Origin of the sequence: Arsukibacterium sp., assembly GCF_018402695.1 — a bacterium.
GTDB lineage: Bacteria > Pseudomonadota > Gammaproteobacteria > Enterobacterales > Alteromonadaceae > Alishewanella.
In genome coordinates, this window is record NZ_JAGYIM010000010.1 from 1 (window position 1) to 14,995 (window position 14,995).

A 14,995-nucleotide genomic window follows, 5' to 3' on the forward strand; every position below is an offset into this window, starting at 1 on the left:
GCATAAGCTATGCTACCTACAAGGTTTTGCCGGGAAAACACCCCGAGCAGGAGTAAGTTTGCCGCTTTTTTCATTGCATACCCCGCCTTTTTCCGTTCGTATAGCCTCTGACAGTCCGACGTTATTCAGTGATTTAGCCAGGCTTTATCCGGAAAACGTGCTGCGTCCGGAAGCTGATGAGCAACATATCTATGATTTTCATATCGATTATAATCGACGCTTCAGTGGTAAAAGCCGGCCCTATCATTTTCGAACAGGTACTGAACATTTCCGGATGGCTGATGCTAAGCAGCTGATTCCGACGTTTGAGTGGGGCCTGAACTGGTGTGTGTCGGCATATCAGCAGCAATATCTGGCTATTCATGCGGCGGTGCTGGAAAAAGCGGGGAAAGCGCTGATTATGCCAGCACCTCCTGGTAGTGGTAAAAGTACATTGTGTGCCCTGTTAATGCTACAGGGCTGGCGCTTGCTATCAGATGAGATGTGTCTGATCGATCCTGCTAATGGTCAGTTACAACCCTATGTCCGTCCAGTTAGTTTAAAGAATGCCTCGATTGACGTGATTCAGAGTTATCAAAATGATGTCAGAATATTTCATCGAACACCAGATACTGAAAAAGGCACAGTAGCGTATTTGCGCCCGTCAGATCTCAGTTGGCAGCAGGCCAACTCAACTGCAACGCCCGCCTGGATAGTCTTTCCCGCCTATCAGGCATCGGCAGAGCCGGTAGCGGTATATGACATGCCAAAGGCAGATACCGTGTTGTATCTTGCTCAAAATAGTTTTAATTATGCTGTTTTTGGTGCTGAGGGTTTTAGTTTGCTAAGTCAACTGGTAGAAAATACTGCCAGCTACCGGTTAGAGTATAGCGATACCAGTCAGATGCTGGCATTGCTGGAGCAGCTACTATGCTAGCACCTGCTCTGATTGCCTGCTTTCGCGATCCGCAAGCGTTTCTGCTTAGCGCCAGTGCCGCCAGCTGGACCACTTTGTTACAGGATGCCCGCAGTTTAGGCCTGACCGCACAGCTAAAAGCGCTGTTTGAACGCCATCAAGTATGGCAAGAACTGCCGCCGACAGTACAAAAACACTGCAACTGGGGCTGGCGTTATTATCAGAAGCAGCAAGCCAGTTTATTTTATGAGTTAATGCAGCTGGAACCCTGTCTGGTGCAGGCTAAATACCCTTGTCTGCTATTAAAAGGCGCAGCCTATCAGGCTCTGGGTCTGACAGTTAGTGAAGGCCGGCTTTATTCTGATATCGATTTGCTGGTTGACCGGTCGCAGTTAAAGGACTGTAAAAGCAAACTGTTTTTTGCCGGTTTTTATGAACCTGCGATGTCGGCCTATGATAAACACTTTTATCTGGAACTGTCGCATGAAAACCCGCCGTTGTACCATGTAAAACGTGGCACCGCGCTGGATTTACATTTTGCTTTGTTTCCGTTGGCGGGCCGTAAAAACCTGGCTATGCAACAGGTTTTTGCCAGTGCCAGCCCGATTGAAGGCTCGTGTTTTCGGGTGCCCAGCCTCAGCTATTTATATATCCATGCCGCCATCCATTTCTTCTGGCAGGAGGAGCAGCACAAGCTGGTGAAGGATCTAATTGATTTAGATCTGCTTTACAGCCAGCTGGTAAGTAAAGCGCTGTTGCCACAATTATTACGGGACGCTGAGCAGTTTGGCGCGTTGGAACCGGTTGTTAATACTTTATTGTTAATTGAAAAGCTTTTTAAGCGTTCTCTGCCAGATGAAATTGCCAGACAGCTTGGACAAAGTCCGCAGCGACGAGATGTAGCCCGAACCCTGGTACTGATGCAACTGCAACCCGGTATAAAAGCACATCTGGCCGGTGCAATCTGGTACTTGCGTGGTTATCGGCATAAAATGCACTGGCGGGTTTTAATCCGCCATGTTTGGGTGAAAACCAGCCTGACATGGCGGCAGTATCGGCAACGAACCGATTAGTTGTGCTGTTGGATCACTCAGGCCGGGTTGCTTGCTGTCGGGACGGAGTCTGGAGCGCGCAGTAATATAATGCCGCTGGCCACAACCAATAAAATCAGGCAATAGAAGCTATAAGTTACCACTTGCCAGGGCGAGATGCCGAAGCTGGCCCCCAGCAGCAGCGCCTGCGCCCCATACGGCACCAGTCCCTGACTGATACAAGCGTAAATATCCAGCAAACTGGCACTTCGCCTTGGCGTGATCTGATGTTGCTGCGCTAAATTTTTAGCCACATCACCGGTTAGAACAATAGCAACGGTGTTATTGGCGATACACAGGTTGCTGCTAAAGGCCAGTGCAGCGATAGCCAACTGCTGGGCTTTATTGCCTGCCAGTTTTAATTTGCTGGTTATGCGCTGAATTTTGCCAGAGATCCAACTTAAGCCCCCTTGCTGTTTTATAAACTCACTTAAGCCGCTTACCAGCATCGCTAACAGGAATATTTCCTGGACGCTGGCAAAGCCAGCAGCGATGTCTTTGCCTAAGCCAACGATTTGATAATCTGCAAATAGGCTGCCTTGCAGGGCTGCCAGGACAATACCCAGTAACAGCACCAGGAACACGTTTAAGCCCATTACTGCCAGCACTAAAATGGCGGCATAGGGTAATACCGCGGTCCAGCTGAAGTCGGCGGCAGCAACGTCTGCCGTATCACTGGTAATAAAGCTGTAAATTATCAGGGTTAGTAAGGCGGCTGGCAGGGCAATTTTTATGTTTTCTTTAAACTTATCCGCCATTTTCGCGCCCTGGGTGCGGGTCGAGGCGATAGTGGTGTCGGAAATGATCGATAAGTTGTCGCCAAACATGGCGCCACTTAGCAGCACCCCGGCGACCAGTGCCGGCTCCATATTGGTCTTGGTCGCCAGCCCGACAGCGATAGGGGCCAATGCGCCTATGGTGCCCATCGAGGTCCCCATGGCGGTTGAGATCAGCGCAGCGATAATAAACAGGCCCGGCAGTAACCAGGCAGCCGGCACTATGCTTAAACCAGGCATTAACGGCGGCATCAACGCCGCCAGTCGCCGTCGCCACGCTGGCGAAGGCGCCGGCCAGCAGGTAAATCAGGCACATGGTAATAATATTGTGGTTGCCGGCACCTTTAATCAGCACGTCAATAGAATGCTGCAGGGGTGCCCGGTGTAACCAGATTGCCAGCATTAACGCCGGAATAATTGCCACGTGGCCAGGCAACTGATAAAAGGCATATTCAACATTTTGTGCCTGAAAATATAAACCGCTGCCCAGAAACAACAGGATAAATAGCCCGAGCGGGATAAGTGAGCGTTTAGCGCCCGGTGGACTTAACGGGTTGACCATGATTTACCTCATCAAAAACGGCTGCGAACTATATAGATGGCCAGACGTCTTGTCAATATTTGCAGGAACTGCTGGCACTGAGCAACTAACTTAGGGTATTTTGTTGAAAAAACCTACCGTTTTCAGCGCTGTGTTTTGCAGCCGCAATCGCAAAAGGTGTTGCAATGTCAGCCAGCAAAATTATAAAAAGCCGCCGTTTTCTACCGTTTTTTCTAACGCAGGCGCTGGGCGCTTTTAACGATAATGTGTTTAAAAACTCGCTGATGTTGCTGCTTGCCTTTACTGCAGCGAGCGCCTTGCCCTGGAGTACCGATATTACGATGAACCTGGCGGCAGGTTTGTTCATTTTGCCGTTTCTGTTGTTTTCCGCCACCGCCGGCACCCTGGCCGACAGCATGTGTAAAACCCGGTTGATCCGGATGCTGAAACTAACTGAAATTGTGCTGATGCTGCTGGCGGCGGCTGCATTTTATTTTCAGCAGTACTTGTTGTTGCTGGGTTTATTGTTTCTGATGGGTAGCCAGTCGGCGTTTTTTGGCCCGGCAAAGTACGCTATTTTACCGCAATTGCTGGATGACAAAGAACTGCTGGCTGGCAATGCCTGGGTCGAAATGGGCACCTTTATTGCCATTTTACTTGGTACCATTGTCGGTGGCTTAATTGTCGGGGCAACCCACGCCTCATTATGGATTGGCGGTTTAGTCATATTGTTTGCCGGTTTAGGGTATGTTGCCAGCCGGTTGATACCTGCGGTCGGCCGGATAGATAACGCCGAACACTTTCGTTTCGCGCCCCTGCAGCAGACGTTGCAAACCATCAAAATCAGTTATGCTGATCGTACCCTGTATCTGGCAATTATGGCGATCAGCTGGTTCTGGTTTTTAGGTGCCAGCTATTTAACGCAGTTTCCCAACTTTACCAAGACGGTGCTCGGTGGTGACAATACCGTGGTCACGGCATTGCTGGTGGCATTCTCGGTTGGTGTGGGGTTGGGGTCAATGTTATGTGAGCGCTTATCTGGCAACCGGGTAGAGCTGGGTATGGTACCGCTGGGCTCTATTGGTTTGACGATATTTGGTTGCAGTTTGTATTTCAGTACACCAGAGCAGGTAGCCGGCGAATTACTTGGTCTGGGCGCATTTCTACAGTCTGGCTATGGCTGGTGGGTATTATTCGATTTAACGCTGATAGGCGTGTCGGGTGGCCTGTTTATTGTCCCCTTATACGCCTTGTTGCAAAAGCGGGCAGAGCCGGGCCAACGCGCCAGGATGATCGCGGCCAATAATATTTTTAATGCGCTGTTTATGGTAGTTAGTGCTATCGCCGGTATTATCTTTCTCGGGGTATTAGGCCTGTCTATTACCGAGTATTTTTTAATTCTGGCCATTATGAATGCGGTTGTCGCGCTCTATGTCTACAGTCAGGTACCTGAATTTGCCCTGCGCTTTGTTATTTATCTGCTCAGCCACACGTTATACCGCGTACGCAGCCAGGGGCTGGATAATATTCCGGACGAAGGCGCAGCGGTATTAGTCGCCAACCATGTCAGCTATGTGGATGCGATGCTGATTGCCGGGGCAGTGCGCCGGCCGGTGCGGTTTGTGATGGAAAAAGCGATTTATGATATGCCGGTCGCTAACTGGTTATTTCGTGCTGCCCGCACTATACCTATTTGCAGCAAACAAAAAAGTGAGCAGGTGTATGAAGCCGCATTTGCAGCAATCAAGTATGAACTGGAGGCCGGTAATCTGGTCTGTATTTTCCCGGAAGGCCGGCTAACTAAAACCGGCGAAATGGATAAGTTCCGGCCGGGTATTGAGCGGATTATCAGCGAAAGTCCGGTCCCGGTAGTGCCCATGGCTTTGCAGGGGCTATGGGGCTCGTTTTTCAGTCATCACGGTAAAGGTGCTTTTAAGCTAAAAGGCCGTTGGTGGTCAAAGGTGCAGTTAATTGCCGCTGAAGCCTTACCGGCTGCTGCCGTCAGTGCTGCTGAATTAGAGCAACAGGTTCGCAGCCTGCGGGGTGATAAGCGTTGAACATAAGAATAAATGGGATGTAAGCCCTGCTGGCTGACCTTGAAGCAAGCCAGATTTGCCCTCATAACTAAGTGATGTCTGCAAATCAGCAACAGCTTACCCGGAGTATAAATGCTTAATTTTTCCTATCAGAACCCTACGCGTATCGTATTTGGTAAAAATCAGCTCAGCCAGTTGGCGAAACTTATTCCCGCTGGCAGTAAAGTGCTTATGTTGTACGGTGGCGGGTCAATCAAACATAACGGCGTGTATGATCAGGTGGTAGCGGCGCTTAACGGCTTTGACTGGCAGGAGTTCAGCGGTATTGAACCTAACCCCAGTTTCGAAACCCTGATGAGGGCTGCCGATTTTGTCCGCGAGCAAAAAATTGACTTTTTGCTGCCGGTGGGCGGCGGCAGCGTGATTGATGGCGCGAAGTTTGTCGCTGCCGCGGCGGTATACCCTGGCGATGCCTGGGACATACTAGCCAACGCTGGCAAGATAGAAAATGCGATACCCCTTGGCTGCGTACTAACCTTGCCGGCTACCGGAACCGAGAGCAACGGCAATTCAGTTGTCACCCGCTATGAAACCCAGCAGAAGTTGTCATTCAGCAGCCCGCTGGTGTATCCAACGTTTGCTATTCTTGACCCCACTGTGACCTTTAGTTTGCCGCCACGCCAGGTCGCCAACGGCGTCGTCGATGCCTTTGTCCATGTGATAGAGCAGTATTTAACTTATCCGGTTAATGCGCCGGTACAGGACCGCTTTGCCGAAGGTTTATTGCAAACGTTGGTAGAACAGGGCCCCAAAGCGCTGAGTGAGCCGGATAACTACGAGGTGCGGGCCAATATTATGTGGGCGGCTACTATGGCGCTAAATGGTCTGATTGGTCAGGGCGTACCACAAGACTGGGCCACCCATATGATTGGCCATGAAATTACCGCGGCCTATGGCCTTGATCATGCCCAGACCCTGGCTATTGTCCTGCCGGCGTTAATGCAACAGCAGCGGACGCAAAAGCGCGAAAAATTGCTGCAGTTTGGCCGGCGGGTCTGGCAGCTTAATCATCAGGATGATGAGCGCTTAATCGACGATACTATTAGTCACACCCGGACGTTTTTTGAGCAAATGGGCGTGCCGACCCGGCTGGCTGATTACGGCATCGCCGCCGATGCGGTAGACAAGCTGGTGGCTAAACTGCAAGCCAATGGTATGCTGAAGCTGGGCGAGCATGGTGATATTAGCCTTGAGGTATCGCGGCAGATTCTGCAAAAAGCAGTGTAGCAAAAGCGTATTGAGGTGAAATAAAGGTCGGAACATCTGCCGGGCTCGCCACAGCAACTCGCTCCCGCTGGCGCGTCCGCTCAGACACTCTGTGTCGACCCAACAGACGCCACGACCTTTATTTTTCAAGATCTGCTTACTCATCTCAACAACGCCTTATATAAGAAATAGCCATTAAGATGGCTATTTTGCTTTCTAGTATTGGCCACTTTTGTTTTAATAGCCGCCAATGTTATTTTTATACCGAGTAAGTTATGCCCACTATCGGAATTTTTGGCGCTAACGGCCGCATGGGCCGCGCCCTTACCACTGTTGCCAACGAGCAGCAGTTAAACTTAACTGCTGCTACTGTGCGTGCCGGTTCGTCACTTATTGGTGTCGATGCCGGCGAGCTGGCCGGTTGTGGCAAGCTGGGGTTGGCACTGAGCGAAACGGACGACAGCAGTATTAATAAGGCGGATATCTGGGTTGATTTCACCATGCCCGAGGCGATGCTGGCACATCTTAACCTGGCAGTAGCAGCCAAAAAAGCCATGGTGATTGGCGTTACAGGGCTAACCGATGCTCAGTACCAGCAACTGCAGCAAGCCAGTGAGCATATCCCAATAGTATGGGCGCCGAACATGAGCGTCGGGGTGAATCTGCTGCTGCATTTAGTGCAAACCGCGGCCCGGGTAATGGGCCAGACCGCCGATATTGAAATTATTGAAGCCCACCACCGCTTTAAAAAAGATGCACCTTCGGGCACCGCTATGGCCATTGGTGCCACTATTGCCAAAACCCTGGGCCATGATTTAAACGACGTGGCCGTGTATGGCCGCGAGGGCATGACCGGCGAGCGTAGCCAGCAAACCATCGGCTTTGCCACGGTGCGGGGCGGCGATATTATTGGCGATCACACCGCACTTTTCGCAGATTTAGGCGAAAGGCTGGAAATAAGCCACAAAGCGTCCAGCCGTAACACCTTTGCCCAAGGCGCGCTGCGCGCTGCTTTGTGGTTGCAAAATAAGCAGCCCGGACTTTATTCTATGCAGCAAGTGCTGGGATTGGCCGACTTAACCTAACCTTTTGAGCAACTAAACCTAAAAACATGTTAAAGCAGGTATTTTTGTAAAAACCTAAAATAGCCATAGCCAAAAGTGTGCTTTTCGCCTAGAATAAGCAGGTTTGCCCGGCCTCTGGCTTGCGCCATTTGGCCGGGTCTCTTACCCGTTAAGACGGGATTAGAATTTTGGGTCAAAACGGGTTGTAAAACACAAATAGTTTTCGCCCGTTTTTTGCTGTTTGGAGGTTATTTTGACTAAGTCCGCCCTGCTCGTACTGGAAGACGGCACCGTATTTCACGGTACAGCCATTGGCGCTGAAGGAGTTTCTGTAGGTGAGGTGGTGTTTAACACCTCGATGACCGGGTATCAGGAAATCTTAACTGATCCCTCATATGCAGAGCAGATAGTAACACTTACTTACCCACATATTGGCAACACCGGCACCAATAGTGAAGACGAAGAATCCGGACAGGTTTGGGCCAAAGGCCTGATTATCCGTGACCTTCCTCTGTTAGCCAGTAACTTCCGTAATCAACTATCCCTTAGTCAATACCTTACACAACATAACATTCTTGGCATTGCCGATATCGATACCCGTAAGCTGACCCGGATTTTACGGGAAAAAGGCGCGCAGAACGGCTGTATTATGGCTGGCGATAACCTTGATGAAGCCAAGGCGTTGCAACTGGCTCAGGACTTTGCTGGTTTAGCTGGCATGGATTTAGCGAAAGAAGTGACTGTTAAATCCAGTTACCAATGGACAGAAGGCAGTTGGGCATTGGGTGAAGGCCACCGCCCTGCGGCAGCGGAGCAGTTCCACGTAGTCGCCTACGATTTTGGTGTAAAGCGCAATATCCTACGGATGCTGGCCGACCGTGGTTGCAAGCTCACCGTGGTGCCAGCCCAAACCCCGGCTGCTGATGTGTTAGCGCTTAATCCGGACGGGATCTTTTTATCAAATGGCCCTGGCGATCCGGCGCCGTGTGATTATGCCATCGATGCGATTAAAACCTTTTTAGATACTGATATCCCGCTGTTTGGTATTTGTTTAGGCCATCAGTTACTGGCGCTGGCCAGTGGCGCTAAAACCTCGAAGATGAAATTTGGTCACCATGGGGCTAATCACCCGGTGCAAAATCTTGATAGCAACAAAGTGCTGATCACTGCCCAGAACCATGGTTTTGCGGTAGATGAAGCCACGTTACCGGTCAATTTACGGGCCACCCATAAATCGCTGTTTGATGGTTCACTGCAAGGTATTCATCGCACCGACAAGCCGGCATTTAGTTTTCAGGGCCACCCTGAAGCCAGCCCAGGCCCGCATGAAGCCTCTGAGCTGTTCGACCACTTTATTGCGCTGATGCAACAGCATAACGCCTAGACAAACACGAATTACGGAGATTTAGCAGCAATGCCAAAACGTACCGACATAAAAAGCATTCTGATTATTGGTGCCGGCCCGATCGTAATTGGTCAGGCCTGCGAATTTGATTACTCCGGCGCTCAGGCCTGTAAAGCGCTGCGCGAAGAAGGCTATCGGGTTATTCTGGTTAACTCTAACCCGGCCACCATTATGACTGATCCGGAAATGGCCGATGCCACTTACATCGAGCCGATTCACTGGCAGGTTGTTGAAAAAATTATTGAGAAAGAACGGCCATGTGCCGTATTGCCGACGATGGGCGGCCAGACGGCACTGAACTGTGCGCTGGAGTTGGAGCGTCATGGTGTACTGGCCAAATATAATGTCGAAATGATTGGCGCCACTGCCGATGCCATCGATAAAGCAGAAGACAGAAATCGTTTTGATAAAGCGATGCGCTCTATTGGTTTGGCTTGTCCACGTGCCGGTTTTGCCCATTCGATGGAAGAAGCCTACCAGGTACTGGAAGACATTGGTTTCCCGTGTATTATCCGGCCATCGTTCACTATGGGTGGCTCAGGCGGTGGTATTGCTTACAACCGCGAAGAGTTTGAAGAAGTCTGTACCCGTGGCCTTGATTTATCGCCAACCAAAGAGCTGTTAATTGACGAGTCGTTAATTGGCTGGAAAGAATACGAAATGGAAGTGGTACGCGATAAAAACGATAACTGCATTATCGTTTGTGCCATTGAAAACTTCGACCCGATGGGGGTGCATACCGGTGATTCAATCACGGTAGCGCCAGCGCAAACCCTGACTGACAAAGAATACCAGATTATGCGTAATGCCTCATTGGCAGTACTGCGCGAGATTGGCGTGGAAACCGGTGGCTCAAACGTCCAGTTTGGTATTAACCCGGTTGATGGCCGGATGGTGATTATCGAAATGAACCCGCGGGTGTCACGCTCATCTGCGCTGGCCTCAAAAGCCACTGGTTTTCCGATTGCCAAAGTGGCTGCCAAGCTGGCAGTAGGTTACACCCTGGATGAGTTAGCCAACGACATTACCGGCGGCAGAACACCAGCCTCGTTTGAGCCCAGTATCGACTATGTGGTTACCAAGGTGCCACGCTTTAACTTTGAAAAATTTGCTGGCGCGAACGATCGCCTGACCACCCAGATGAAATCGGTCGGTGAAGTGATGGCTATTGGTCGTAACCAGCAGGAATCGCTGCAAAAAGCGTTGCGTGGCCTGGAAATAGGCGTGTCTGGCCTGGATCCTGTTATCGATATTGGCCAGCCTGAAGCGAAAGAAAAACTGACACGTGAACTGCGTGAGCCTGGCTCGCATCGCATTTGGTATATTGCTGATGCTTTCCGCTTCGGCATGAGCATGGATGAAATCTTTACTCTGACCAACATTGACCGTTGGTTTCTGGTGCAAATTGAAGATTTAATTAAAGAAGAGCAGGCGCTGGCAACCGACGGTTTTGCTGCGCTGGACCAGGCTCGCTTAAAACGGTTAAAGCGCAAAGGTTTTGCTGATGCACGGATTGCTGCGGTATTAGGGGTTAGCGAAAACGAAGTACGGAAAAAGCGGCATGGTTACAAGCTGCACCCGGTATACAAGCGGGTAGACACCTGTGCGGCCGAGTTTGCCTCGGACACTGCCTACATGTACAGCACCTATGATGAAGAGTGTGAAGCTGCGCCGACTAACCGCGATAAAATTATGATTATTGGCGGTGGCCCGAACCGGATAGGCCAGGGTATCGAATTTGATTACTGTTGTGTGCACGCGGCGTTGGCGCTGCGCGAAGACGGTTATGAAACCATTATGGTTAACTGTAACCCGGAAACTGTATCAACAGATTATGACACCTCTGATCGCTTGTATTTTGAGCCGATAACGTTGGAGGATGTGCTGGAAATTGTCCGGATAGAACAGCCTAAAGGCGTTATCGTCCAGTATGGTGGCCAGACGCCGTTAAAGTTAGCCCGCGCCCTGGAAGCGAACGGCGTGCCAATTATCGGTACTTCGCCAGATGCGATTGACCGCGCTGAAGATCGCGAACGGTTTCAGCAGGCGGTTGAGCGCTTAGGCTTAAAACAACCGCAAAACGCCACCGTCACCAGTGTTGAAGAAGCCTTATCGCGCGCCCATGAAATCGGTTTCCCAATGGTGGTACGCCCATCTTATGTGCTGGGTGGCCGGGCGATGGAAATTGTGTACGATGACCAGGATTTACGCCGTTACATGACTGAAGCGGTTAGCGTCTCGAATGACTCGCCGGTACTGCTGGATAACTTCCTGGATGATGCGATTGAAGTCGATATTGATGCGATTTGCGATGGCAAAGAGGTGATTATCGGCGGCATTATGGAACATATCGAGCAGGCCGGGGTACACTCGGGTGACTCTGCTTGTACCTTACCACCACACAGCTTAAGTCCGGCAATTCAGGATGTGATGCGTGAGCAGGTGAAAAAGCTGGCGCTGGAGTTAGGCGTGGTTGGTCTGATGAACACTCAGTTTGCGGTAAAAGACAACGAAGTGTATTTAATTGAAGTGAACCCGCGGGCCGCCCGTACTGTGCCTTTTGTATCAAAAGCCACCGGTGTCGCAGTAGCCAAAGTGGGCGCCCGTTGTATGGTAGGCCAATCGTTGGCTGCCCAGGGTATTACCAAAGAAATTATTCCGCCGTATTTTTCGGTGAAAGAAGTGGTGATCCCGTTTAATAAATTCCCCGGCGTTGACCCTATCCTTGGCCCTGAAATGCGCTCTACCGGCGAAGTAATGGGCATTGGTGACACCTTTGAAGAAGCGTTTGCTAAAGGTGAGTTAGGTTCAGGGACCTTAATACCCACAGGTGGCAGGGCCTTGCTTTCGGTACGTGACAGCGATAAAGTGCGCGTTGTTGAGTTAGCCAAACGAATGGTGGAAATTGGTTTTGAGCTGGACGCCACCGGCGGCACCGCCAAAGCCCTGGCTGCAGCCGGTGTGCCGTGCCGGACAGTCAACAAAGTATACGAAGGCCGGCCGCATATACTGGACCGGATTAAAAACGGCGAATACAGCTATATTGTAAACACCACTGAAGGGCGCCAGGCGATAGAAGATTCCAAAGTGTTACGCCGTGGTGCGCTGCAGCACAAAGCCAACTATACTACAACGCTAAACGCGGCGTTCGCGACCTGTAAAGCGAACGCGGCCAGTGCTTTTACTAACGTAAATTCTATTCAGGAATTGCATAAGAGAGTGAACGGATGAGTCAAATCCCGATGACAGTTCAGGGCGCAGAAGCATTGCGGGTTGAATTGCATGAGCTTAAATCGGTAAAGCGGCCAGCAATAATTCAAGCCATTGCTGAAGCCCGCGCCCATGGCGATTTAAAAGAAAATGCCGAATACCATGCTGCCCGCGAGCAGCAGGGTTTTTGTGAGGGCCGTATTCAGGACATCGAAGGCAAGTTATCGAATGCCCAGATTATTGATATCAGTAAAATGCCCAATAATGGTAAAGTCATTTTTGGTGCCACGGTATCTATTTTAAATCTGGATACCGATGAAGAAGTAACCTACCGGATCGTTGGCGATGATGAAGCGGATATTAAGAACAACTTAATTTCAGTTAATTCACCAATTGCCCGCGGTTTAATCGGCAAAGCAGTAGATGACGTCGCCAATATCACTACTCCAAAAGGTGTGGTGGAATTTGAAATTACCGCCGTTAAATACATCTGACGGTGAACGCGTAATCTGAATAAAAACGCCAGGCAGATCCTGGCGTTTTTTTAACCCCAAAACCATCTGTTGCTACTGACCAGGCCGCTAATTAAACCAGCATAACCGGCCATACCTCCGCCTAGCATGCCAAGCCAGCACCATAAGCGGTTACGGCGATAAACCTTAGCTGCTGATGCATCATGCTGCACTTTTGCCAGTAAACGTGGCTTAATGGTTTGCCATACACCATATTGCAGATAACCCAGGCCTGCTAAAAAAAGGCTGAAGCTCACAACCGGGGCCAGTGCACCAGCAGTAAACTGATAAGACAGTGCCAGCAAGATACCGCTTAACAATACCCAGCCAATACTAATATTGCGGTATTTAAGCAGCTGCTGACGCTCCTTAATACTTTCGGCTCGCTTCAGTGGCTGCCGCATACCTAGAATAACACCAAGCACCCCTCCCAAAGCACCAATCATGGCACCACCAAACAACCAGCTAATTTTGGCCAGGCCACTACTATTTGCAGCTAAGGCACTGGCTGATGCCGCAGCCACCGGCGGGCTGGCGAGAGTCAGGGCGCTGCAAATAGCTGAGGTTAAACCCAGCCCCGGGGCCGTGCTTAGAATAAGCCTGCCATATTTCGCCAGCAGCTGGTCTTTTAACAGCTCGCGTACCCGCTGCAATTTTTTCCGGACATTGTTCTCAGTAATTCCCAACAGTTCGGCAACCTGCTGGCTGTTTTGTTCTTCCCGATAAAACAGCAGCACGATTTCCCGGCTATCCGGCGGTAACTGGCTGATAAAATCGGCTATTATCCGGGTTTGTTGGATTTTCGCCAGGTTGTCTGAGAGTTCGCTGTCTGAAGCAAAATCTGCCAGAATGGCTTCGGCCTGTTCACCGCCTATTTTGCTGCCAACTTTGTTATCGCGCAGGTAATTAAAGGCGCGGTAGCGGGTGGTCTGGCGCAGCCAGGGTAAAAAACTGGCCGGGTTTTGCAGCGTGTGCAGTTGCTGCCAGCTGTGGATAAATACCTGTTGTGCGATATCTTCGCTGGCGTCCAGGTCTTTAACGATGGCCAGGGCAATACTGCTGACACTACGCTGGCAGGCTTTAACCAGGCGGGTAAAGGCCTCTTTATTGCCCAGACTAGCGGCTTGCACGTCTGGGATCAGTTGTTGTTCGGTAATCGACATGCTCATGCTATTAATCCTTTAATGCTGCATCGATGCGTGCAATCAGCCAAGCTGGTTGATCCAGCATGATAAAATGCCGTGCGTGATGATTAAACTCAAGACACTTTTGTGCCATTAACTCTGGGATCATATTAACCGGCTTAACACTGCCAATCACCTCGACCTGAAAGCTATCAACGCTAAAGCTATCTGCCGCATCTGCTTGAACATTGGCAGCCAACATGCCGCCAACGATAGTCATAGTAATAGCGAAGTAGGTCCAGAAGCCAGGTTGTTTTCTGACGTGATTTTTAGTGCTGCTTTTTGGAGTGAATTGCATAGATAGTTCCTTAGTAAATAAGTGAGTAACATTACTAAGTACCGGCAGTAGGAAGTGCTGTGACAAAAAATATTAAAATATTTTTATTTTTGAAAATCTGGAGCGGGTGGCGGGAATCGAACCCGTGTCTAAAGCTTGGGAAGCTTTCATTCTGCCATTGAACTACACCCGCAGGGCATTACTTTGTAATGCAGAGCGCTAAATTACTGCAACAGTGGCCTTGACGTCAATGAGCAAGAATCTGAAAACCAACAAAAACAATCCGTGACGCTAGCAGCAATAAAAGGCAAAGACAATATTGGTTGTCTGTAAAGTATGAGCTGAGTATCGAGTCACACATACTATAATCGCAGCTGATGCTAACCTTACTATCTAAGGCAGGTATTTGTAAGAAATTGGAGGATGCTATGGCAGGTGGCTGGTCACGGGATGGCGCCGTGCAGGATCAAATTGATGCAAGCGTTGACGATGCCGTGCAACGGGTACGAAATAAATTGACTGTTGGTGACAGCGCGGTTCACTGTGAAGAATGCGATAAACTTATTCCAGAGCAGCGCCGCAAGGCGGTGCCGGGAGTGCGGCACTGTATTGAGTGTCAGGCTGCGCTGGAAAAAGAGGACAGGATAGCTGGCGGTATTAATCGTCGTGGTAGCAAGGATAGTCAACTCAGATAAATTTGCTTTAACGCTGCACAGTTTTTATGCTGGATTAACTTTA

At 50.1% G+C, this 14,995-nt stretch carries 13 protein-coding genes and 1 tRNA gene; 10 read left to right on the top strand and 4 right to left on the bottom strand.

Annotation, left to right across the window (positions count from 1 at the left end):
* The first annotated feature begins 58 nt into the window (after window positions 1-58).
* Together KG631_RS04290 and KG631_RS04295 are read left to right on the top strand one after the other, a co-directional pair.
* Window positions 59-916, top strand: coding sequence for an HprK-related kinase A (locus KG631_RS04290; protein ID WP_213995647.1), 858 nt, complete (start codon window positions 59-61; stop codon window positions 914-916).
* Window positions 910-1,968: a nucleotidyltransferase family protein gene (locus tag KG631_RS04295; RefSeq protein ID WP_213995648.1), complete on the top strand. Its 1,059-nt coding sequence runs from the start codon at window positions 910-912 to the stop codon at window positions 1,966-1,968. The genes KG631_RS04290 and KG631_RS04295 overlap by 7 nt, the downstream gene beginning before the upstream one ends.
* A 17-nt stretch (window positions 1,969-1,985) precedes the next feature.
* Here the strand turns inward: KG631_RS04295 and KG631_RS04300 are convergent, their stop codons facing one another.
* A complete protein-coding gene (locus KG631_RS04300; RefSeq protein ID WP_301003601.1) occupies window positions 1,986-3,002 on the bottom strand; it encodes a Na+/H+ antiporter NhaC family protein in 1,017 nt (338 codons plus the stop codon).
* On the opposite strand from KG631_RS04300, the gene KG631_RS18790 reads away from it, so the two are divergent.
* The 7 genes from KG631_RS18790 (at window position 2,986) to greA (ending at window position 12,778) form a co-directional block, all read left to right on the top strand.
* The gene (locus KG631_RS18790; protein WP_301003602.1) at window positions 2,986-3,150 is read left to right on the top strand and encodes a hypothetical protein; all 165 of its coding nucleotides are present in this window, start codon (window positions 2,986-2,988) and stop codon (window positions 3,148-3,150) included. The two genes, KG631_RS04300 and KG631_RS18790, sit on opposite strands and share 17 nt — an antisense overlap.
* Before the next feature lie 338 nt (window positions 3,151-3,488).
* On the top strand, window positions 3,489-5,360 hold the full coding sequence (locus KG631_RS04305) for an MFS transporter (protein ID WP_213995649.1): 1,872 nt from the start codon (window positions 3,489-3,491) through the stop codon (window positions 5,358-5,360).
* A 111-nt stretch (window positions 5,361-5,471) separates the two neighbouring features.
* Complete coding sequence (locus KG631_RS04310; protein WP_213995650.1) at window positions 5,472-6,626, top strand: iron-containing alcohol dehydrogenase; 1,155 nt, start codon at window positions 5,472-5,474, stop codon at window positions 6,624-6,626.
* A 254-nt stretch (window positions 6,627-6,880) separates the two neighbouring features.
* Window positions 6,881-7,690: a 4-hydroxy-tetrahydrodipicolinate reductase gene (gene dapB / locus KG631_RS04315; RefSeq protein WP_213995651.1), complete on the top strand. Its 810-nt coding sequence runs from the start codon at window positions 6,881-6,883 to the stop codon at window positions 7,688-7,690.
* A gap of 232 nt (window positions 7,691-7,922) precedes the next feature.
* Window positions 7,923-9,053 carry a glutamine-hydrolyzing carbamoyl-phosphate synthase small subunit gene (carA, locus tag KG631_RS04320; RefSeq protein WP_213995652.1) on the top strand — a complete coding sequence of 377 codons (1,131 nt, stop codon included), beginning with the start codon at window positions 7,923-7,925 and terminating at the stop codon, window positions 9,051-9,053.
* A gap of 30 nt (window positions 9,054-9,083) precedes the next feature.
* A complete protein-coding gene (gene carB, locus KG631_RS04325) occupies window positions 9,084-12,305 on the top strand; it encodes a carbamoyl-phosphate synthase large subunit (protein WP_213995653.1) in 3,222 nt (1,073 codons plus the stop codon).
* The gene (greA, locus tag KG631_RS04330; protein ID WP_213995654.1) at window positions 12,302-12,778 is read left to right on the top strand and encodes a transcription elongation factor GreA; all 477 of its coding nucleotides are present in this window, start codon (window positions 12,302-12,304) and stop codon (window positions 12,776-12,778) included. The genes carB and greA overlap by 4 nt, the downstream gene beginning before the upstream one ends.
* 50 nt (window positions 12,779-12,828) lie before the next feature.
* Here the strand turns inward: greA and KG631_RS04335 are convergent, their stop codons facing one another.
* From KG631_RS04335 to KG631_RS04345, 3 genes are all read right to left on the bottom strand, one after another.
* On the bottom strand, window positions 12,829-13,965 hold the full coding sequence (locus KG631_RS04335; RefSeq protein WP_301003603.1) for a sigma-70 family RNA polymerase sigma factor: 1,137 nt from the start codon (window positions 13,963-13,965) through the stop codon (window positions 12,829-12,831).
* A 4-nt stretch (window positions 13,966-13,969) separates the two neighbouring features.
* A complete protein-coding gene (locus tag KG631_RS04340; RefSeq protein ID WP_213995655.1) occupies window positions 13,970-14,278 on the bottom strand; it encodes a hypothetical protein in 309 nt (102 codons plus the stop codon).
* Between the two features lie 98 nt (window positions 14,279-14,376).
* Window positions 14,377-14,450: transfer RNA gene (locus KG631_RS04345), tRNA-Gly, on the bottom strand.
* Window positions 14,451-14,685: 235 nt separating this feature from the next.
* On the opposite strand from KG631_RS04345, the gene KG631_RS04350 reads away from it, so the two are divergent.
* Entirely contained in the window at window positions 14,686-14,952 is a 267-nt protein-coding gene (locus KG631_RS04350) for a DksA/TraR family C4-type zinc finger protein (RefSeq protein WP_213995656.1), read from the top strand.
* Window positions 14,953-14,995 lie beyond the last annotated feature (43 nt).